Genomic DNA, 22,332 nt, shown 5'->3' on the forward strand with positions numbered 1-22,332 from the left:
GACTTTATACACTGATATAAGGGCTATCGGAAATTCATTAAGCTCTTCTCTTATTAATACTATTAAATCCGAAATAAGAAAATTCATTTCCTTCCATTTAGTTTAGTAGGTGTTTCAAAAGTGAATTTTGAAAATATAGGATGCAATTTAGGAATTTTAAATTCAAATTTTATTCAATAAACTTTATACCTAGAATTAAAAGATAAGACGATTAAATGAACTAGTTTGTCACCGTCTTATTTCATAGCTGCGGTTAGTAATAGAAATTAATATAGTGAGATTCTGTGATATGCAGTTTTTTATAAATTAATTTGCATCATATTTAATTTATATGAAGTATATCTACATAACTTTAGGTCCAAACGAAATTGTAAACATTTACATATTGAGTATAAAATAGATGGGTTTTATATGGTATAATCTCTAATGTTGCTTTAGCAAATATGAATATGGGAGAGAAAAGATATGATGAAAAAGATAATGAAACGTACGAGTGCTGCGTTGCTTGGCGCTTCATTGATGCTGACTGCGGTTATGCCAGCAGTACATGCGGAGGAGCAATCACCACCCCTAGTACCATTTATTAGTGATTGGGCTATTGAAACATTAAATGAGGGTGAAAAATACGGAATTTATCCAACTGATTGGTATTATAAGGGCTTCCTTCAAGAAATCTCGGTGGAGAAGGTAAATGAACTGCTGGCATTAACAGAAAAGAAAATTGCCTCTCTGGGCTTAGCGGAAAATAAACAGTATAAGCCAGTAAGTGTGAAGAATGATAACACACGCGGTGATATTGTGAATCGCTTGTATAATATCGTGGCACGCTATGATTTACCTGTTGGCACAGATGCCGTTCAATTTATGAAAGAGCATAACATATTACAAGGTTCTAAAAACGGACTACAATTAGAGAAAAAGGCAACGACGCAGCAGGCTGTTCTATTAGCTGTTCGATTTATTAAGAATACATATGAGCTTGCAGAGCAAGGATCGAAGGGAGTAGCCTGGGTAGTGGAGGATGAGGATACGATTGTGTATTTACTGGGCTCCATTCATCTAGGTACGCCAGATTTATATCCATTCAATAAAAAACTAGTGACAGCGTTTGATGAAGCGGATGCGCTGTTAGTAGAAGCAAATATTCTAGATACAAAAGGGCTTGAATACTATTCAAAAAAGGCAATGTATACAGATGGTTTAACACTGAAAGAGGCTGTTGCGCCAGAAACATATGCGAAGCTTGAGCAAGTGGCAGCGCTTTATGATCTCCCGATGGAAGAACTGGTATTGCAAAAGCCTTGGATGCTTTCAAACACGTTAGCTTTGCTGGCAATGGATGATTCCTTTGGTATGACGCCACAAGAAATGGCGATGCATGGTATTGATATATACTTTTTATTGAATGCACAGCTGAAGCAAAAGCCAGTGATTGAATTAGAAGGTACTAAAGCACAGGTTGATATGTTTGACTCGTTATCACCAGAAGCACAGGAAAAATCTTTAGTCGCTGTGTTGGATAGCATACTCACACCATCTGAAGAAAATCAATCCGAATTACTCCAAGAGTGGTTTACAAGCTGGAAGCAAGGGGACGTTGAAGAATTTGCAAAAAGCTTCCAAGCAATGGAAGGCGAATCGTCAGAATACAATGAAATGCTATTTGGTTTACGTGATGAACAAATGGCAAAAAAAATCATGAATGTACTTGATGAGAAAGAGGGTACGTACTTTGTTGTTGTAGGTTCTGGTCACTTCTTAATCGAGAAAAGCGTTCGCTATCATTTGGAGAAAAACGGGTACAAAGTGAAGCCGTTTTATTAATAATGAAAAACCTTTAACAGAGAACTCCTTCCATAAAGAGTTTTGAGCTTAAGGAGAATGAATATTTTAAGTTGTACTTTAATTTAGTTATTTAAGTAAAAGGCCTTTAAGGGATATTTTCCTTAAAGGCTTTTTAAATAAGGAAGTAAAAGCGCATTCTCCAGCCCTTGTCGTGGCTAAAAGGGCAAATGTGCTTTTCTTATAAAAAATTAGTGTACATATAAACATAAGAAAAATACAAACTAATTTTATGTCAAAATTTAAGGAGGCTACCATGGCTAATTCAAGACACTCGAAACCAGATGATAGATCCAATAACGTTGAACGAATTCGTGATATCGTTAAAAACACTGAAGAAAAACTTCATGAAGCGGAAATTAGTTTGGAATTTGCAGATCCTATGCAAAGTGAAATGATTAAAGAAAAGAATAAGCGACGTCAAAAGTCAATTGAAGGATTAAAAGAAGAAATGAAAGATGAAATGGCAGCACGTAAAAAAGGGGAAGTGTAGAGAAGAAGAAACTTGGCTACTAACTTCCCTCATCTTTCTAAAAGTGCCTCCAACAAAAGCAGATGGTCTAGAAGCTCTATAATGGGCCTCTATATTGCCATCTGCTTATTAACATTTAATTATGGTAATTAAAGGGGAAGGACAAAAAATAAAGTTTGACTGTTGAATCATCTTTTTGTTTTCTTAATATAATAATTATGCAAGGCTATTCTGAAAAGATTGTATACTTTAACAGCTTCATGGTTAGTATTATAAAAGGAAATCATGCTATCAATCCAAGTGCTCTAAAGGTTATCCGTTAGAAGGGTAATCTAATATTCAGGCTTTGCATAATCACTTTGATATAAAGAATAATTTATAAAAATGCAATGAATTGTTATGTCCAATAATAGGGTATATGTATATCCTGAGTTATCTTCAAAATTGAATTTTTTGTTAATTTTTCTCTCTTTTTACCATTACAATGCAAAATGATGGTATGCTATATCACGATAATAATTTATGGAGGCGGTATTATGTATTACAGTAATGGTAATTATGAGGCTTTCGCACGTCCTAAAAAACCAGTAGATGTTGATAGGAAATCAGCCTATCTTGTTGGATCGGGGCTAGCTTCACTGTCAGCCGCATGTTTTTTAATTCGTGATGGTCAAATGAAGGGAGAGAATATTCATATTCTCGAAGAACTAGATATCTCAGGTGGTAGCCTTGATGGTATTTTAAATCCGACAAGAGGCTTTATTATTCGCGGTGGTCGAGAAATGGAAGATCATTTTGAATGCCTATGGGATTTATTCCGCTCCATCCCATCATTAGAAATAGAAAACGCTTCTGTATTAGATGAATTTTATTGGTTAAATAAAGAGGACCCTAACTATTCAAAATGTAGATTAATTAAAAATAGGGGTCAAAGACTTGAGGATGATGGGAAGTTTACCTTATCTGATAAATCCTCAGAGGAAATGATTAAATTATTCTTTATTCCTGAAGAGAAATTAGATGATAAAAAAATTACAGATGTTTTCTCTGAAGAGTTCTTTGAATCGAACTTCTGGCTATATTGGTCTACAATGTTTGCTTTTGAAAAATGGCATTCTGCAATGGAAATGCGTCGTTATATTATGCGCTTCATTCATCATATAGGGGGGCTGCCCGATTTATCTGCTTTAAAATTTACAAAGTATAACCAGTATGAATCTTTAGTGCTTCCTATGATTAAATATTTGGAAAGCCATCATGTTGATTTTCAATATAATACGGTTGTAGAGAATGTTTTGGTCGATAAAGTTGGAGACAAAAAGGTAGCTCATACTTTAGTGTTAAAACAAAATGGTGTGAAAAAGAATATAGAGCTAACAGAAAATGAATTAGTGTTTGTTACAAATGGTAGTATCACGGAGAGTACAACTTATGGTGACAATAATACACCAGCTCCTATAAGCAAAGATTTAGGCGGAAGCTGGTCACTTTGGAAAAACATAGCTTCTCAAGATTCTGAATTTGGTAGACCAGAAAAATTCTGCGATAATCTTCCTGAAGAAAGTTGGTTTGTTTCAGCAACACTAACTACATTGGATGCTAAAGTTGCTCCATATATTGAAAAGATCAGTAAAAGAGATCCATATGCAGGCAAGGTAGTTACAGGTGGTATTGTAACTGCTACAGATTCTAATTGGATGCTAAGCTATACATTGAACAGACAACCTCATTTTAAAAATCAACCAAAGGATCAATTAGTCGTTTGGATTTATGGTCTACTATCTAATAAACCAGGTGATTTTATTAAAAAGAGTATCACTGAATGTACTGGCATTGAGATAGCACAAGAGTGGCTGTACCATATGGGTGTACCTGTAGATGAAATACCAGATTTAGCTCAAAATTCATGTAATACAATTCCATGTTACATGCCTTATATAACATCTTACTTCATGCCAAGAGCAATAGGTGACCGTCCTTTAGTTGTGCCTAATGGATCTGTTAACTTAGCCTTCATGGGGAATTTTAGTGAAACAGCAAGAGACACTGTATTCACAACTGAGTATTCAGTAAGAACAGCAATGGAGGGGGTTTATCAATTATTAAATATTGATCGAGGCGTACCGGAAGTGTTTGCATCTACTTATGATATTCGGACTTTGTTATCCTCAACTGCTCGCTTACTGGATGGTAAAAAATTAACAGATATAGACGCACCATTTATCTTAAAGCAAATAGGAAAATTAGGTATTCATAAAACAAAAGATACCATCATATATGATTTACTGAAAGAAAGTAAATTGATATAAATTATGTTGCTTAGTAAGCTGATTCATTATTTTGAATCAGCTTTTTACTCAATTATAGAAGTTAATATTTATCCTCTATTTTTTAGAACGCCGATCTATTCATTTGTTAATGATAAATTTATCACTTTGTCATCTTTTTTATAAATGACATTATGGCTACTTCTCCTCTATATAAATTCTATCAATACACAGGTATTCTTCAAAAGTTTGATAAAACCTAAACTCTTCGATAAGATAATTATAAAACAAACCTGTTATTTTATAACAAATTATACAACGGAAAACATCTTTAGATAATGACAAGGGGGTCGTGTAAGTTTGGATATATCAATTTATAAATTACGAGAAAACGATGCACAAGAACTATTTAATTTTGAAAAAAATAACCGATTATTTTTTGAGCAAATGGTGCCAAGTCGTGGGGAAGATTATTATAAATTTGAAACTTTTCAAGAGAGACATAAAGAGCTTTTAGCAGAGCAACAGGAACAAAAATCAATATTTTATTTAATTAGAGACAATATGGGCAATATTGTAGGAAGAATAAATTTAGTGGATATTGATGCAACTAATAATTCTGCGGAAATCGGCTATAGAGTTGGGGAAGAATATGGGGGAAATGGGATAGGAGCTAGAGCTTTAAAGCTATTATTAGAAACAGAGGGCACTATCAAGGAGTTAAAGGCAAAAACAACAACTCATAATATTGCTTCCCAACGAGTACTTGAAAGAAATGGATTTAAACAGGTAAGCATCAGTGACGAGAAATTCGAAATGAATGGTCAGGAGTTACGATTTGTCTACTATATATTAGAACGTTAGGAATTAAAGGAAGGTGACATTTAAAACAGTGAAATTTTTGAAAAAACCCTATAGTTATATTTTATTAGCTATCTTTACATTGTTTAGTTTCATTGTAAACTTAACTTCTTTCAGCAGAAGTCTCCCACTTCTATAAGTGGTAAGATGAATGCGAATTTATGCTACTTTTCTGAGGGTGTACAAACACCTGCTGAAAGAAGTTAAAGCCTCCGGCGGATGTCACGGAATCTAAAAGGAGTTCTTTGTGTAAGCACAAAGCCGATTCCGGACGCAATTATGCCGAAGCATAATTGATAATAACATGGGCAGCTATCCTTTTAGGAATCAGCTTTGTAGGCTTCTTATTTTTAATGTATTTAGATAGAGGTGGCTTTAAAAAATCAAAATAATTCTGGTTAGCTTAGGAAAGGGATGAGTAACAAGCTAATGCTTAAAAGAATTGTACAAATGTTAATCATAATAATGGCATTGTTTCTATTAACTATTACTACCAGTTATATTAATCACCAAATACAATTATCCAAAGAAGAAAATCGATTTACACCCATTGGGAAGCTGGTAGACGTTAATGACCATAAAATGCATGTATACATAGAAGGAAAAGGTGAAGAAACGCTAGTTTTTATGTCTGGTGGTGGCACGAGTGCACCTGTTTTAGATTTTAAATCATTGTACTCCTTGTTAAGTGATAAATATAGAATTGCTGTCGTTGAAAAGGCAGGCTACGGATTTAGTGATACTACAGACGCTAATCGAGATATTGAGACGATTTTACAGGAAACAAGGGAAGCTCTATTAAAATCAGGAGTTGAGGGTCCCTATATTTTATTTCCTCATTCTATGTCTGGGATTGAAGCTCTGTATTGGGCACAAATTTATCCAGACGAGGTAAAAGCAATTGTTGGATTGGATATGGCTGTTCCTGCTGCATATGAGGATTATAATATAAATATGCCAATGATCCATTTAAGCGCATTTGCTGCAAAGATAGGTATTACGAGATGGATTCCGGGTCTTTCCGAGAGTGATGCGATGAAGTATGGAAATCTGACAGAGCAAGAGAAGGAACTGTATAAAGTGATTTTTTATCGTAGAACGGTAACTAAAAATATGATTAATGAAATAAAAAACATAAAGGCTAATGCAAAAAAAATTGAGACCTTAGAAATGCCAAATGTTCCTATACTTTTATTTTCATCGAATGGGCAAGGAACAGGCTGGGATAAGGATACATGGCTTGACTTTCAAAAGGATTTTATTAGTAAGTATAAAGATGGTGAATTCATAAAATTAGATTGCGCCCACTATATTCATGATATTGAATTTAAGCGAATTGCTGATGAGTCAAAAAAATTTATAGAAAGTTCTATTTTTTAAGCAGGATCTTTAAAATGTAAAAATCTCCAGGCTATTTGTGCGTTGATTTAAATTGCCATCAAGGAAGAAAGGATTATTAATATTTACAATGGGCATACAGTCATTTAATTTGACTGTATGCCTTTTTACTTCAAAAAGAGAGACAATGTTACGGTTACATAGTGATTTACTATGTAATGAAAATTTTATATTGAACAGTAAAAAATTAAAACTTGCAAAATAAATTCATGGTGTGTATATTGTATATAAAGTATATATACATTATTAGAATAATGAGCATTTGTCTTAAAGAGCTCAAGGAAATGCTTACATTATTGCATACGGAGGGTTAAAGATGGAAAATGTCATCGAATTACAGCATATTCATAAATCTTTTAAGGGATTTCAAATAAAGGATTTCTCTATTAACGTAAAAAAAGGCTTTGTAACTGGATTTATCGGGGGAAATGGTGCAGGAAAATCTACAACAATCAAGCTGATTATGAACTTACTAAAGCAAGATAGTGGCACTGTTTCAGTGTTTGGCATGAATTACAAGAAGCATGAAAAAGAAATAAAGGAACGTATTGGCTTTGTCTATGATGAAAATGTCTTTTATGAAAATGTAACATTAAAGGATATGAAAAGGATTATTAAACCAGCCTATAAAAACTGGGATAATAACGCCTTTCAACGTTATGTCAATCAGTTCGAACTACCATTGAATAAAAATATGAAGACCTTTTCGAAGGGTATGAAGATGAAAGCTTCGTTAGCCATAGCCCTAGCTCATCATGCAGAATTAATTATTATGGATGAGCCAACTGCTGGGCTCGATCCGATATTTCGTAGAGAGCTACTAAATATACTACATGAATTAATGCAAGATGAAGATAAAACGATTTTCTTCTCGACCCATATAACAACAGATCTGGATAGAATTGCGGATTATATTACCTTTGTTCATAATGGTGAGCATATATTCACGAAGGAATTTTACAAGATTGAAGAGGAATATGCCATTGTCAAAGGGACATTGAATTTATTGGATCAGGAAACGGAACGAGAGTTTGTTGCCATCCGAAAATCGAACACAGGCTTTGAGGCATTAACTGCGGATAAAAATCGTGTGGCGAACATATTTGGGGATTCTGTCATTATGGAAAAACCGACGCTTGAAGATATTATGTACTATACGAAAAAAGGATGGTAATGGGATGGTTAATCTAATATTTAAGGATGCTTTAATTCAAAAGAAATTAATTTTAATATACATTGCTACAATTATACTTTATTTATTTATAGATGTGTCCCTAGTAAAGATAGGATTCTTATATAGTATGGCTTTTATCACTCAGACCTTTGCTTATGATGAAAAAGATAACGCTAATATTTTGCTTAATTCGCTGCCATATACGAGAAAGGAAATCGTTAGTTCGAAATATATAGGTTCATTGGTATATACATCACTAATTATATTCATTACTTCTATAGGTGATTTCTTCTTAAATGGAAAAGAGGTATTGTTTTTATGGAAAGATATATTGCTAATTATCGGTCTTGTTATGGTCACTTTGTCATTTATACTGCCAATTTTTTATAAATTTAAAACGCAATCTTTAATGATTGCTGTAGGTGCTTTATTTGGAATATATATTTTAATCATTAAATTTTTATCCCCTAGTCTTAATGGTACATTAAGAGAATTGATACAAAAGTTCATGACTTTACAAGAAACGCAAATGTATTTCGTAGCTATCCTTACAATCATTATTTTATATGTTGGATCGTGGCTACTATCTATTCGTATATATGCGAGAAAAGTTTTTTAAAAGAAACAGCTTGAGTCCAGCGATGTAGGCTCAAGCTGTTTACGTGCTTAAACAAGGTCCACTATCAATAAACGGATAATTTCCGTGAGGCAGAAAATTATACTCTAAACAATATACAATGTAATCTTTATGTGAAAGACATTATAAATTCCATTGTACAGCGGACGAAATAATTAGTGTGTTGAAATAAAAATTCTAATGGTTCATGCTAACGAAATAACTGATGTCTTCATGTGCCAATCACATAAAAATAAAGAAGAGGTATTTGTATGCAAATTATTATTTCAAACAGTTCAAAAGAGCCGATTTATGAGCAGATTTATGCTCAAATCAAAAAGCTTATTTTAACAGGTGAACTACAAGAAGGGCAGTCATTGCCCTCTATGCGCCAGCTTGCAAAGGATTTAGAAATTAGCGTTATTACAACAAAACGCGCTTATGAAGAGCTAGAGAAAAACGGGTTTATTTATTCTATTGTGGGAAAAGGTTCGTTCATCTCTGAACAAAATAAGGAAATGATGAGAGAAAGAAAAATAAAGGTAGTCGAAGAAAATCTGTTGATTGCCATTCAAAATGCTAAAGAAATGAACATTGACTTAGCAGAGCTCAAAGAAATGCTCACACTATTGTATACAGAGAATGAGTGATGGAGACAGCTGTTAAATTCGTGTGGTGAATATATTTGGAGATACGGTTATTGTGAAAAAGCGTACCCTCATATGTAATATACGAAAAAAAGGATGGTAAATAGATGATTAACCTTATACTTAAGGATGTTTTAATACAAAAGAAAATAATTTTATTTTACATTGCTACTATAATAATCTACTTATTGGCAGGTGTACCCTCCCTAATACCTTTGGGATTTCTTTATAGTGTAATATTTATACTAAATGCTTTCGCTTACGATGAAAAAGACAACTCTAATATTCTACTCAATTCTCTACCTTATACGAGAAAGGAAATTGTCAGTTCAAAATATATAGGTTCACTGATATTTACAACAATATTTATTTTCATGATTTATGCGGGGGATTTCCTCATAAATGGAAAAGGGGGTCTTTTTATATGGAAAGAAATGTTGTTTATTATTGGTCTAGTAATGGTCGCTATATCATTCATGTTTCCAATCTCCTATAAATTTAAAACGCATTATTTATTGATTGCTTTAGGTGTTTTATTGGGTATCTATATGTTAACAATTAGTTTACTAGTTCCTATAAATGATATATTAAGAGAACTAGCACGAAAGTTCTTGACTTTACAAGAAACGCAAATGTATTTCATAGCTATTCTTACAACTGTTATATTATATATTGGATCTTGGCTACTATCTATTCGTATATATGAGAAGAAAGCTTTTTAAAATAAACGGCTTGAGCCCAGTAATCTAGGCTCAAGCCGTTTATGTACGCTTAAATACAAGTTTCCATAGAACAAAATTCGTGATGACAAGCACGATTAAATAAATTACAGCACCATAAGAAATATGAGCTGCTAGGAAGTAATGCAGTCCCGCTAGAGCACCTAAAGGGGGAAGCAATATAAGAGATTTCCAGCTCTGGGCATCGCCAATATCATTAAAGGGCTTTGTGAAAGGAATATTACCTCCGATAGTAATATAGCAAATGACAGTGTACAAGCAGCTTGTCACTAAAACAATCAGTAAATCTGGGATGATTCTCGGACCATAGATGAAGCAGAAAATGATGCTTAGCACAATATATAATGGAATATACAACTTAATCAAAAATGCTTTTAAGCTACCTTTTTTTAGGTCTGTATAATCTTTGAGTGGAAAGACCTTATAAATCCAAGCCGCTTTATATTTCGCTGAATAGCTAAGCATAAGCACAGCTGATGGAATAATTAGCATGCTGAAATAAATATTTAAATAGCTCATGCTAACAGAATAATCAACTTCTTCTGATCTGGAAAAAGTAAACATAAAAATGAATGGAATGACAAAGGAAAAGCCTAAGGACGGATATACTTTCAGCTTAAACTCTCGCTCTTGTTTCATCATAAGGGAGGCAAAACGGTAGAAAGCTCTTTCTTCATTAGTTCCGCAAATGATTTTTAACAAAAACGCCTTTAGTCGATTGTTCTTTTCTTTTTTTGATTTGCTTGTATTTAATAGTTTTTGCAGATTGCGTTCAAAAGTTGGAACTAGTTTAATATAAAGCCATATTGAAATAATAGGTATGATGATTGCAAGCAAACAAAAAACTATGGTCATTAAGGAATGGTTACCATTTAGTAGCAACTCATAAGGAGCGGCGAACCACATTGGTATAAGGAAAATACTCCACCAATGAAATATTACCGCCATATCTAAATTGACAAATTCAAAGGATCTAATCAGAACTTGATAGCCAATCATCAGCATTAAGGATAGTCCAATTTGAACATAATTGATCATATCCTTCAGCTTTTCTCCATCAAAGAATCGTAGAATCATCATATAGAGAATGGCGGTAAGAGCGACAATAAATAGGTTGATTAAAAAAATCTCAAACACTGTTAACATAAAGAATGCAATGCCTTGTTTGATGAGGCTAACGACAAGTGGAATAGCTGTTAATGCAACTGTTAAATAAGTTAAATAGATGAAAATATGCATAAACTTCGCGGCATTAATCGTTTTCGTAGAGATCGGCTTAGTCGAAAGGATACTTCTGTCGCGTACATCCAGTAGGACTGATGAAAAATCAGAAATCAAGGATGTCATAATTAAAAAAATAATCATGGCATATGAAATACTCATCTGGAAAAGAAAGTTTTGACCAAAGCTCATAAGTGGAATGAGCATAAGCCCAAACAAAACATAAATCCATAAAGACTTAATATAGCCGTATTTTTGATCATCCTTCTTCTTGTTCTGGTTAAATATTGTCGGTACTTTACGCTCATCCATTGTTAATTTTATATGGAGGATTTTCCTCATCATGTCATAATCAATGCCCAATTTAATAAAAATAATGCGGAATTTATCAAGCAGCTGTAGGGTTTTAAAATCTGTCATCATCGTACCCCTTGTACAATGGAGACAAATTTCTCACCAATTTCCTGGTGTTCATGGAAGCCTGTCAATTGATTGAAAATTCTTTCCAGTGTTCCCTCTGTATTTTCTGCTTGTAGCTCCGCAAACGTACCATCAGCAGCAATTTTCCCATCGTACAACAGGATAATTCGGCTACTGATTTTCTCTACGACATCCATAATATGAGATGAATAGAATATCGTTTTTCCTTGAGCAGCAAGTTGCGTTAAAATCTCCTTAAAAATCATGACACTATTTGCATCTAAGCCATTGATGGGTTCATCTAAAAATAGTATGTCTGGATTATGTAATAGACTGGCGATAATTAATAGCTTTTGTCGCATTCCCTTAGAATATGAGGAAATTCTAGCATGGTAGGCTTCTCCAACACCAAACAATTCCATTAGGGATTTTGATTTGTCAGCAGCTACTTCTAAATCAAGCCCGTATAATTGCCCGATAAAGGTTAAATACTCGTAGCCTGTTAAATTATCATAAACATCTGCGATTTCTGGTACATAACCAATTCTTCGTTTATAGTCTAATTGATTTTCTCTAATACTCTCCCCAAAGAGCTTGATATCTCCACCATAGTCACCTTCTAGTCCTAAAATAATTTTCACAGTTGTGCTTTTACCAGCACCATTTGGACCAATATAGCCTATGATTTCTCCTCTAGATGCATGGAGGTCAATTCCCTTTAATATATCCTTGTTTCCATAACTTTTCGTTAAATTCGTAATCGTTAAAATCTCTTCCATTTTGTAGCCCCTTTCAATTCTAGAAAAATTAACCATAAACATACTATACCATATAAAAAGTGGGAATTTTCCTTTTGATAAAATGAAACCAGTTCATTTCCAGACTTGTCTAACTTTATAAGAGGGGAGGTTACGCTTTGACTAATGGTGACAAAGAGCGATTGCTATATGAGGCGATGGAGCAGCATGGTGATTATTTAAAGCGGTTGGTTTATACATATGTAAAAGAATTACAGAAAACAGAAGATATTGTACAGGATGTCTTTATAAAATTTTATAAAAGCCTGGATAGCTTTGAAGGACGTTCCTCCATCAAAACGTATTTATATCGAATAGCTGTAAACGAGTGTCAAAATTATTTAAAAAGCTGGCACTATAGAAAATTAGAAGTGACAGAAAAAGTAAGAACGTGGTTAAGGCGTGAATCCCTTGAAGTGGACTATTTGCAGAAAGAGCAAAATCAATCAATAGGCGAACTAGTCAGCTCTTTACCAATTAAATATCGAGAAGTATTATGGCTACATTATTATGTTGAACTTTCAATCACTGAAATGGCCGATGTTTTAAAATGCTCTCCTAATACAATAAAAACACGGCTAGTACGGGGGAGAAAATTAGCAAAAATAACAATAGAGGAGGGGGACATTGAATATGAATATTAAACAAGAACTGGAGCGATCTCTTCCTGCTTCTATAAAGTTATCAGAAAAGGAAAAAGCAAATATTCATACAAAAATACAGAAATCCCATCAACCTAAATATCATGTTAAGCCCTTAATTGTTTCAATAGTAGCTGTTATTCTAATAGGAATTAGCCTACTGCCTACGATTCAATCGGTAGAGAAAGCTAGTCCTCCATCCAATGATACCTCAATGGCTATTATAAATGAGGTGCAACAGCAGAATATTGAACCGCCAGCACAGTCTGTGGAAGAAATTCCAAAAGAACCACTTTCTCTTACGGATGAAGAAAAAAAACAATATTACAAGGAATATGTGGAAATCGTAGAAAGAGCTATGCAAAAGAAACCAGGTCTATCTACTAGAGTTGTGCCAATAGAGGAATTTGATGATAAATATTGGGTTACGCCAGAAGAATTTGAAAAAAGGATTCAGGAGGGGGTAGAACAACATCTAGCTACAGAACGTGAAAAAATTGATAATATGTTAATAACTCCTGAGCCGATTATTACTAATGCAGATGGAAGTACGACTAAAACAACGTATATTTACTTCCCGGATATTTTGAAAACAATTGAAGTAACAGGATATTTTAAAACACAATTTAATGAAGTTTATGATCGGCAATTATTTATAAAAGCTGACAATATTTCTACAAGACTAGCCTATCCTAAGGGCATGTGGGAGCAAACGTCCTATAGGGTTTCATTAATAGACGGGGGTAGAACCTATAGTATTCGTATTGAAGGAAATTTTGATTATAATGGCTTACATTTTGAAAAAGCATTTACCATTGAATTTAATTGTGATGTAAATGGTAAGATATATTAGTGTTTTTGAATAGAAAATTATGACATATAATAAAGATTAGAAAAATTCAATATGCGAAGATCAATATTCGGCTTTAGGTTATTTAAGAAGAATGAGGGTGGTGAGCACATGGAGAAAATAAAAGTACAACTGTCCACGTATAACCCTAATTGGGAACAACAATATGCTTATGAAAAAAACAGAATTCAAGAAGCTTTAGGAGAAAGGGTTCTTGGTATTGAACATATTGGAAGTACATCAATTAAGGGACTAGACGCAAAACCTATCATAGACATACTTGTAGGTGTACAAAAATTAGATGAGATGCCAGACTCCGTGGATGCTTTAATTTTAATTGACTATGAATATGTTCCGAAACCCGAATTTGCTGATAGAAAATTTTTTAGAAAAGGGTTATAGGGACAGGGAAAATGCCATTTACATATTTGTGAATTTAACAGTGGGGAATGGATTGAAAAAATACTGTTTCGAGATTATCTTCGAACACATCCTCAAGCAGCAAATGAATATGCTTTGTTAAAAAAACAACTGGCGATTAAATATCCAAACTATCGTTCAATCTATACCAAGGAAAAGGAACCGTTCATTAGAATGATAATCGATAGAGCTAAGATAGAACGAATGGTAAAGAATGATTGTCCCTATTAATTACCGATAAGAAGAAGGTTCATTAGCCCCGTACATGTTAAACACTTAACTAACATGTATGGGGTAGTTTAATTTTGAAGATTAATAAACTTAGAATTGTTATTATTTTTATCAACCACTGCTAAAGAAAATTCCATATGCAGTGGACCTTTTGAGTGAAAGTCAGTTATGCAAAAATAAAGCAAGGGGGTCAGGAAGTGTTTAATGATTTTAAGCTTGTGGATGATCGTCCGGTTTATATTCAATTAAAGAATTATTTAAAAGAAATGATTGTCAAGGGACATCTGCTGGAGCATCAGAAGCTTCCATCTACCCGTGAACTTAGTAAATTATTATCAGTCAGTAGAAATACCGTATTGAATGCATATGCAGATTTAGAGCAAGATGGCATCATCTATGCATTGAAAGGAAAAGGGAATTTTGTAGGAAAGGTCGTAACAGTGAAAACACCCTCTGTTGAGCTCGATTGGAGGGAGAGGCTTAATAAAGTTACTTTGTTAGCTGATGAATTAGATTTGATGAAACAAGAGGATATTCACTGGGAAAAAGGCATGATTTCCTTCAACAGTGTCGCCCCAGAAGAAAAGCTTTTTGATGTTGAAAACTTTAAAAGAGCCTTTTTAACTAGGATGTCGCTTGAAGGGGATATCGTATTGAATTACGGATACGCCAAGGGCTATAAACCGCTAATCGAGTACCTTCTTCATTATATGGAGAAGAAGGGTGTCGATATTTCTAATAAGGATATTTTAATTACGAATGGCTTTACCGAGGGATTGGACATTTTATTATCATCCTTTGCTAAAAAATCTGGGCGTGTGATTTGTGAAAATCCTACTCATCACGCCGCATTAAAGCTTTTTCGCTTGCATGGCTTTGACATCCACGGAATTGACATGAAGGATGACGGTATCGATATAGATCAGGTTGAAAAAAGCCTGGCAGCAAAGGATTTCGATTTTGCCTATCTGATTCCGTCCTATCATAATCCAACAGGAATTGTGACCTCCTCTGAAAAAAGATCTGAAATTATTAGCCTTTTTTCTAACTATCAAATTCCGATTGTAGAAGATGGCTTTAATGAGGAATTACGTTATTCAGGCTCTCATCTGGCACCGTTAATAACCTTTATCGGTGCAGGTAATAATGTTATTTATATCAGCAGCTTTTCAAAAATTCTTTTTCCAGGCTTACGGGTTGGCTGGATATTGGCAGATAGGGAGCTTATTCATTGCTTGGAAAGTGTTAAAAGGGCACGGACTATTCATACATCAACACTAGATCAAGCTGTACTTTATCAATATTTACAGGATGGCTATTTCGAAAAATACTTAAAAAAGGCTAAGTCAGTCTATAAGAAAAAATATGAACTAGCCCGTCAAGCTTGCAATCAATACATTCCCTTTAAAAGAATGACTGGTGATGGCGGTCTTCATCTCTTTATTGAGTTAGAGCAAGGAATAAATGCTCGTACACTATTGGAAAAGTGCTATCAAAGAGGAGTTGTTTTTTATCCTGGGGATGTTTTTTATAGCAATGGCGAAGGTAGTAATACTTTTCGATTAGGGTTTTCGCGGTTAAAGGAAGAGGATATTGTCCATGGAATTAAGATTATTGGTGACACCTTGAAAAATGAAATGGGGAGTTGAAAATATGAGAGTTGGCGTTATTATGGGAGGGATTTCCTCGGAAAAGCAGGTCTCTATTATGACAGGGGAAGAAATGATTGCCCATTTAGATAAAAGTAAATATGAAGTTGTAGCAATTGAACTACATGACAAAACAGAACTTATAGATAAAGTAAGAAACATCGATATTGCCCTGCTAGCGCTTCATGGCAAGTTTGGAGAGGATGGCACGATACAAGGTGTGCTTGAGACCTTAGATGTACCGTATACTGGCAGTGGTATACTATCAAGCAGTATTTGTATGGATAAAAATATTTCCAAAAAAATTCTTCGTTATGAGGGCATAGAAACACCAGATTGGCTCCATCTTTCAACTAGGGAAGAGCTGCTGCTAGATAAGGTGGATAAAATGGGGTATCCGTTAGTAGTAAAACCAAATTCGGGTGGCTCCAGCGTAGGGGTGAAAATCGTAAATGATAAAGAAGCCTTAGTTTCCGCAGTTGATGAAGTATTCAAATGGGATGCTGAAATTATTATCGAAAGGTATATTCAAGGGGAGGAAATAACCTGCTCTATAATGGATGGTGAGCTATTACCAATATTGTCAATTCGACATACTGCAGAGTTCTTTGACTATGAGGCGAAATATAATGATGCCTCTACAATTGAAGAGGTTATAGAATTTCCTACCGCCATACATGAGCGTGTTGCGGAGGCTGCACTAGCCAGTTATAACGCTTTAAAATGCAGTGTTTATGCCAGAATTGATATGTTAATCAAGGATGGTATCCCGTATGTTATGGAAGTAAATACATTACCAGGTATGACAAAAAACAGCCTACTCCCAAAAAGCGCACTTGGGGCGGGAATCGGCTATGCAAACCTATTAGATCAAATTATAGAAACATCTTTAAAGGTAAGACGATAAAATGGGTTGTTTGGCATAAAAACGCCTTTTGTTGAATGTTAGTTTCAACAAAAGGTGTTTAGTCGTTCTAATTAAGATTTAGATAATTCTATAAATCCATGTCCAAAGACATCTCTGACATCATGAATGGCAATAAAGGCATCCTTATCGATTTCCTTAACAATTTTCTTGAGTTTTACGACCTCTTGTTTACTAATTACAATATAAAGAATTTCTTTTTGTTCCTTCGTATAATAGCCATGACCGGATAGCACTGTGACGCCTCGATTCATAAAGCCATTTACATGACTTGCAATGTCTTCTGGCTTTTTTGAAATAATGGTAACGGCTTTCTTAGGATTGACACCTTCAATAACAAATTCCATTACCTTTGTTCCCACATAAAGCATAATAATAGTCAGCATTAATGCCTCTGCACCAATAATAAAGTACGATGAAAAAGCGACAATTAAATCAAAGAACAAAAGACCATAGCTAATACTCCAACCAAGGTATTTGTTTGTAATTCTAGCTAAGATTGTAGAACCCGCTGTTGTTCCGCCAACTCTAATAATTAAGCCGATGCCGATCCCAGCAAATACCCCACCAAAAATAGTATTCACAATAATTTCATCTGAAGCAATGGACCATGATTCTGTCAAATGTAAGAAAAGTGAATGGAGAGTAACTGCAATAATCGTATAAATCGTTGTTTGCCTACTTAAAAACTTATAGCCAACCACTAATAAAGCCGCATTTAGCACAAAGCTTACAATACTTGGCGACCATCCAAACAGATAATACGCAATAATCGTTAAACCTGTAACGCCACCTTCACCTAAATCATTTGGAATAACAAATAGATTAACTGCCAGTGCAAAAAGCAGTGACCCAACCGCAATTATGAATATATCCATAAAGTATTTTTTCATTACACACACCACCAAATTGTTTTGATTTATTCTATATCAAGTTTATATCGTTTTTGGGATGTTTATCAATGATATTTAATAATCGTAAGACTAATTTTTTATTGAAATCTATATTGTGGAACATACTAAAGAAGGAAATGGTAAAAATTTGGCGAAGTGAAGACATACTAAAGGAAAAAGGATGATGAAGAATGCTAAATACGCTTGTGACGACTAAATTAATCATTAATAAGCCTGCCAACGAGGTATTTGAAGCTATTGTATCTCCAGATAAAATAGGGAATTTTTGGTTCTCCAGCAGCTCGGAAAGATGGGAAAAGGGTAAAAGAATTACATTAAGGTATGATGAATACAATGCAAAGGGCATTATGACTGTGCTTGAAATTGAAAACAATCAGAAAATAGTATTTTCATGGGGTGAGGAGCATGGCGAGGAGACAGTCGTTACCATTACACTCACAGAGCATGAGTCAGGAACCGTTATGGAAGTCAGCGAATCAGGATTAAACGCAGAAGATCCAGATGTTGTGGCTAAAATGATGCAGCAAAAAGAGGGCTGGGTGTTTACATTAACTTGCTTAAAGGCTTATGTCGAAAACGGAATCAATAATTTAAGAGCTTCCTTGATTCATTAAGGTAGTATTGTTTAGTAAAGGCTGGTTAAAAATGGACCAGCCTTCCTTTGTATATGTTTAGAATATAGTAAAACTACCATAATTATGATAATTGCGGATATAATATGATTAATCACCACAAGGTAATAGAAGTAGAGTTTCGGAGGTGGTAATATTGAAAACAATCTTTTGGATTATTGGAGGTCTATTTGTTTGTATTGTATTAGTAATAGGCATAGTGTTTTGGAAATTTCAGAAAGACCTCAATGAGGATAATCCCGAATACGTCCTGCAATTCATAAAGAAAAATAAAGATAATGAACATGTATCCTTAGCAATTCATTATAATCAACAAAAATGGGTAGAGATCAATTCAAAGAAGCCCCTTCCGTTAGCGAGTACAGTTAAAATTATTGTAGCGATTGAATATGCACAACAGGCAGCAGAGGGGCGTATAAATTCTCAGCAACTAGTAAGTTTAGAGGATTTACAAACTTTTTATATCCCCAAAACAGATGGTGGGGCACATGTAGCCTGGCTAAAGCAGTTAAAGCAAGATAACAAAATAGAGAATGATGGTGTACCCTTGAGCGAAGTAGCAAATGGGATGATTGCCTATAGTTCAAATGCAAATACAGAATTTTTAATGGAGCTATTAGGGCTAGAAAATATTAATAAGGTATTAGAGCAGTTAAATTTAGTGGATCATGAACCTTTGTATCCAATAGTAAGTTCATTGTGCATACCTACTCAAGTAATGAATGAAAAGAGTCTAACCAAAAAAGAAACCTTAACAGCTATGAAGGTTATGGATATGACAGAATATAGAAAGAGGGCATTGTCTATTCACGAAACTTGGTTAAAGAAGCCCCTTAGCAAAGAAGAGAAAAAACAAATTCTTCAAAGCCTAGATATGGATTTTCAAAAGGTCTGGTCTGATCGTTTAATAAGTGCAACAACAGCAGATTATATATCGATTTTAGAGAAACTGAATCATAAAAATTACTTTACTGAAGATGTGCATAAGTATCTAGATCCTGTAATGGAACAATTAATGCAAAACCCTAAAAATCAAGAATGGCTTTTACATGCAGGTCAAAAGGGTGGCTCTACTGCCTTTGTTTTGACATTAGCAGCGTATACAAAGGATAAAGAGGGTAATCAAACGGAGATCGCCTTTTTTGCCAATAATCTCAATAGGATAGAACAGACAAAGCTATCTAAAAACATGAATAGCTTTCAATTGAAGTTTTTAACAGATGAGAAATTCCGATTACATTTACAAAAGGAATTGTCTCAATAATAACTAGAAGTAGCCTCGATAGCTATACGAATCGAGGCTATTTTTAATGCTGTCATTCTCAGATACGTTCATCGATTAATTTTTTAAGATAATCTGTGAAAGTAGGGGCATATTCGTAAATAATTCCATTCATTAGGTCGTAGCACATAATCTTAAATTCACCATCTGAATCTTTTGATGATGTATCAAAATAGTACAGTTCATCCAAGTCAGGGATAAATAACTCTAGCCTATGAGGGTGCTGTTTACACCAATTCGCATCAGCCACATTGAGATGATGAATATAGAGAAGATCATTATCAGAAATATCCCGAAATTCTAGTGAAGTTAACATTAGAATATAGCTACCATCAAGAAATGCATTACCATAGTTTATCAGCCACCAGCAATAGGAGGGTGATAAGGTAAATCCGAGTTCCTCCTCTATTTTTTTAATCCAATTTAATCCAATTCTCTTCAACCCCCTCGTTCTGAATCATTTTATAGCTGTAGTTTGGTCTAATTTTTCTATTAAACGATTATACATGCAATCCCACCCCTTTATAATTTTTATAAGCACGACTGTTAAGTTCTTTCATGAATGTACCTTCCTTTACCCACTTGCATAGGATAATTTTATAATGTGAAAGGGGATTGAGGTAAATGTATAATCCTTATTATGGAAATTACCAGATGTATCATTATAATTATCAACCTGCATATTGGGTCTATCCCAATCAGATGGAACAAGGGAATCGAAATGATTATTCCAACGAATGGAGAAATGTTCAGAAGGATTTTGGACAGAAACCCTTTGTTGTGGATATAGAAGAGGCTACCAAGCAAAATAGAAACTATCGCACAGCGTTATGGACAGGGAAGCATTTACAACTAACCGTTATGAGCATCAATGTCGGAGATGACATTGGCTTAGAGGTACATCCTCATGTGGACCAATTTATTTGTATTGAACAAGGGCAAGGCATAGCTCAAATGGGTCCGACTAAGGATTATTTAAACTATCAAAGAAATGTAAGTGAAGACTCTGCCATAATGGTTCCAGCGGGAACATGGCATAATGTTACAAATACAGGAAATAAGCCGTTGAAGCTTTTCACAATTTATGCTCCTCCAAATCATCCGTTTGGTACTGTACATGCAACAAAGGCAGATGCAATGGCCTCAGAAGAAGGCTATGGACACGGTGGATAATAGGTAAGGGCTAGCATGTTTTGATTAACTCCATCAAGACATGCTTTTTACTTGTTTGTTCAAGTATTAAAATAAATTTTTTACCTGATATTTGTGTGGAAAGATAATGAATTCCTCATTAAAAATTTAAGTAGCACTAATAAAAACCAATGATCTATTCTTTTTAGAAGATTTGGTTAGGAGGGATTGTTGAGAAATGCTCAAAATGGAGTAAAGATAATCCAGCAAGAGGACAATGTAGAGTCATTAGTGGTAAATGATATTCATGGAGGCGAATTAATGGCTGGATGAAGGCTGGCATTTCAATAATGTAAATAAACTGAGGAACAGTTTTCATACATAATCGACTAAAATCACAAGCGAATAGGAATTTAGAAAAGGCAGAGAGCTAAATTTCTCTGCCTTTTAAAAATTAAAAAACAAAGGTGTTGACGTTTATTAAATTATCGTGTTATTATTATCTCGAATTCAAGATAAATAATTTAAAGATAAATGAATTCGAACCTTTAGTTCTCGCAAGGAGGTACAATTATGGGTTTTTTGAATAAATTCTTTAGTTCGAAAAAAGAGGAGGAGCAAACAATGGCAGAATTAAATATCGGTCTTATTATTGGATCAACTCGTGAGGGTCGAGTAAGCCCTCAAGTAGCACAATGGGTGAAGGAAATCGCAGATCAACGCGGTGACGCAAATTATACAGTAATTGATATTGCTGATTATAAATTGCCTCTATTAGGCGAACCAGGACAAGATGCTTCAGGAGCACAAGGTTGGTCAGAAATTATTGCTAAACAAGATGGCTTTGTATTCATCGTACAAGAATACAATCACTCTATTACAGGGGCATTAAAAAATGCACTAGATTATTTACGTGTAGAGTGGAATAACAAAGCAGCTGGAATCGTATCTTATGGTTCTGTTGGCGGTGCTCGTGCAGCAGAACATTTACGTGGCATTATGGGCGAGCTTTTAATCGCAGATGTACGTGTTCACCCAGCACTATCATTATTCACAGATTTTGAAAATGGGACAGACTTTAAACCAAAAGAAGTACAAACAGATTCAGTGAACCAAATGTTAGATCAGTTAATCCCATGGTCTAAAGCGCTATATACAATTCGCTAAGTTTGTATAGTTTGAGGTAGGTCGTAATTGGGCAC

Annotated in this window: 21 protein-coding genes and 1 pseudogene; 18 read left to right on the forward strand and 4 right to left on the reverse strand. The window is 34.4% G+C overall.

Features of this window, described 5'->3' with window-relative positions; all coding sequences use genetic code 11:
• Window positions 1–465 precede the first annotated feature (465 nt).
• The 9 genes from ACQKIM_RS00100 to ACQKIM_RS00140 all read left to right on the forward strand — a co-directional run bounded on the left by ACQKIM_RS00100 (window position 466) and on the right by ACQKIM_RS00140 (window position 9,999).
• Entirely contained in the window at window positions 466–1,824 is a 1,359-nt protein-coding gene (locus ACQKIM_RS00100; RefSeq protein ID WP_427537216.1) for a TraB/GumN family protein, read from the forward strand.
• A 274-nt stretch (window positions 1,825–2,098) separates the two neighbouring features.
• Entirely contained in the window at window positions 2,099–2,335 is a 237-nt protein-coding gene (gene tlp / locus ACQKIM_RS00105; protein WP_053595505.1) for a small acid-soluble spore protein Tlp, read from the forward strand.
• 515 nt (window positions 2,336–2,850) lie between these two features.
• Window positions 2,851–4,623 carry an oleate hydratase gene (locus tag ACQKIM_RS00110; protein WP_427537219.1) on the forward strand — a complete coding sequence of 591 codons (1,773 nt, stop codon included), beginning with the start codon at window positions 2,851–2,853 and terminating at the stop codon, window positions 4,621–4,623.
• Window positions 4,624–4,941: 318 nt separating this feature from the next.
• Complete coding sequence (locus ACQKIM_RS00115; RefSeq protein ID WP_427537222.1) at window positions 4,942–5,445, forward strand: GNAT family N-acetyltransferase; 504 nt, start codon at window positions 4,942–4,944, stop codon at window positions 5,443–5,445.
• Window positions 5,446–5,871: 426 nt separating this feature from the next.
• Window positions 5,872–6,822 (forward strand): alpha/beta fold hydrolase, encoded by a 951-nt coding sequence (locus ACQKIM_RS00120; protein WP_427537224.1) that lies wholly within the window; start codon window positions 5,872–5,874, stop codon window positions 6,820–6,822.
• Window positions 6,823–7,156: 334 nt separating this feature from the next.
• Window positions 7,157–8,014: an ABC transporter ATP-binding protein gene (locus tag ACQKIM_RS00125; RefSeq protein WP_427537227.1), complete on the forward strand. Its 858-nt coding sequence runs from the start codon at window positions 7,157–7,159 to the stop codon at window positions 8,012–8,014.
• 4 nt (window positions 8,015–8,018) lie between these two features.
• Window positions 8,019–8,633 carry an ABC-2 transporter permease gene (locus tag ACQKIM_RS00130; protein ID WP_427537230.1) on the forward strand — a complete coding sequence of 205 codons (615 nt, stop codon included), beginning with the start codon at window positions 8,019–8,021 and terminating at the stop codon, window positions 8,631–8,633.
• 269 nt (window positions 8,634–8,902) lie between these two features.
• Window positions 8,903–9,280 (forward strand): GntR family transcriptional regulator, encoded by a 378-nt coding sequence (locus tag ACQKIM_RS00135; RefSeq protein ID WP_054771273.1) that lies wholly within the window; start codon window positions 8,903–8,905, stop codon window positions 9,278–9,280.
• 104 nt (window positions 9,281–9,384) lie between these two features.
• Window positions 9,385–9,999, forward strand: coding sequence for an ABC-2 transporter permease (locus ACQKIM_RS00140; RefSeq protein ID WP_427537233.1), 615 nt, complete (start codon window positions 9,385–9,387; stop codon window positions 9,997–9,999).
• A gap of 39 nt (window positions 10,000–10,038) precedes the next feature.
• Here the strand turns inward: ACQKIM_RS00140 and ACQKIM_RS00145 are convergent, their stop codons facing one another.
• Together ACQKIM_RS00145 and ACQKIM_RS00150 are read right to left on the reverse strand one after the other, a co-directional pair.
• A complete protein-coding gene (locus ACQKIM_RS00145) occupies window positions 10,039–11,658 on the reverse strand; it encodes a hypothetical protein (protein ID WP_427537236.1) in 1,620 nt (539 codons plus the stop codon).
• A complete protein-coding gene (locus ACQKIM_RS00150; RefSeq protein ID WP_427537239.1) occupies window positions 11,658–12,437 on the reverse strand; it encodes an ABC transporter ATP-binding protein in 780 nt (259 codons plus the stop codon). The genes ACQKIM_RS00145 and ACQKIM_RS00150 overlap by 1 nt, the downstream gene beginning before the upstream one ends.
• 137 nt (window positions 12,438–12,574) lie before the next feature.
• On the opposite strand from ACQKIM_RS00150, the gene ACQKIM_RS00155 reads away from it, so the two are divergent.
• The 5 genes and pseudogenes from ACQKIM_RS00155 to ACQKIM_RS00175 all read left to right on the forward strand — a co-directional run bounded on the left by ACQKIM_RS00155 (window position 12,575) and on the right by ACQKIM_RS00175 (window position 17,153).
• On the forward strand, window positions 12,575–13,099 hold the full coding sequence (locus tag ACQKIM_RS00155) for a sigma-70 family RNA polymerase sigma factor (protein ID WP_427537242.1): 525 nt from the start codon (window positions 12,575–12,577) through the stop codon (window positions 13,097–13,099).
• The gene (locus ACQKIM_RS00160; RefSeq protein WP_427537245.1) at window positions 13,089–13,949 is read left to right on the forward strand and encodes a hypothetical protein; all 861 of its coding nucleotides are present in this window, start codon (window positions 13,089–13,091) and stop codon (window positions 13,947–13,949) included. The genes ACQKIM_RS00155 and ACQKIM_RS00160 overlap by 11 nt, the downstream gene beginning before the upstream one ends.
• A gap of 108 nt (window positions 13,950–14,057) precedes the next feature.
• Window positions 14,058–14,597 (forward strand): annotated as a pseudogene (locus tag ACQKIM_RS00165) (GrpB family protein).
• A 197-nt stretch (window positions 14,598–14,794) separates the two neighbouring features.
• On the forward strand, window positions 14,795–16,246 hold the full coding sequence (locus tag ACQKIM_RS00170; protein WP_427537248.1) for a PLP-dependent aminotransferase family protein: 1,452 nt from the start codon (window positions 14,795–14,797) through the stop codon (window positions 16,244–16,246).
• Window positions 16,247–16,250: 4 nt separating this feature from the next.
• Entirely contained in the window at window positions 16,251–17,153 is a 903-nt protein-coding gene (locus ACQKIM_RS00175) for a D-alanine--D-alanine ligase (protein ID WP_427537251.1), read from the forward strand.
• 71 nt (window positions 17,154–17,224) lie between these two features.
• On the opposite strand, the gene ACQKIM_RS00180 is transcribed toward ACQKIM_RS00175, so the two are convergent.
• Window positions 17,225–18,064: a YitT family protein gene (locus ACQKIM_RS00180; RefSeq protein ID WP_427537254.1), complete on the reverse strand. Its 840-nt coding sequence runs from the start codon at window positions 18,062–18,064 to the stop codon at window positions 17,225–17,227.
• A 191-nt stretch (window positions 18,065–18,255) separates the two neighbouring features.
• Here ACQKIM_RS00180 and ACQKIM_RS00185 point away from each other — a divergent pair, with 191 nt between their 5' ends.
• Entirely contained in the window at window positions 18,256–18,699 is a 444-nt protein-coding gene (locus tag ACQKIM_RS00185; RefSeq protein ID WP_427537257.1) for an SRPBCC family protein, read from the forward strand.
• 154 nt (window positions 18,700–18,853) lie between these two features.
• A complete protein-coding gene (locus tag ACQKIM_RS00190; protein WP_427537260.1) occupies window positions 18,854–19,981 on the forward strand; it encodes a serine hydrolase in 1,128 nt (375 codons plus the stop codon).
• A 58-nt stretch (window positions 19,982–20,039) separates the two neighbouring features.
• On the opposite strand, the gene ACQKIM_RS00195 is transcribed toward ACQKIM_RS00190, so the two are convergent.
• Entirely contained in the window at window positions 20,040–20,441 is a 402-nt protein-coding gene (locus tag ACQKIM_RS00195; RefSeq protein ID WP_427537263.1) for an SMI1/KNR4 family protein, read from the reverse strand.
• 182 nt (window positions 20,442–20,623) lie between these two features.
• Between ACQKIM_RS00195 and ACQKIM_RS00200 the strand changes: the two genes are divergently transcribed.
• Window positions 20,624–21,172, forward strand: a complete 549-nt coding sequence (locus ACQKIM_RS00200; protein ID WP_427537266.1) for a cupin domain-containing protein — start codon at window positions 20,624–20,626, stop codon at window positions 21,170–21,172.
• A gap of 531 nt (window positions 21,173–21,703) precedes the next feature.
• Window positions 21,704–22,297, forward strand: coding sequence for an NADPH-dependent FMN reductase (locus ACQKIM_RS00205; RefSeq protein ID WP_427537269.1), 594 nt, complete (start codon window positions 21,704–21,706; stop codon window positions 22,295–22,297).
• The last annotated feature ends 35 nt before the right edge of the window (window positions 22,298–22,332 follow it).

Origin of the sequence: Lysinibacillus sp. NPDC047702, assembly GCF_050272555.1 — a bacterium.
In the GTDB taxonomy this organism is placed as follows: Bacteria; Bacillota; Bacilli; order Bacillales_A; family Planococcaceae; genus Lysinibacillus.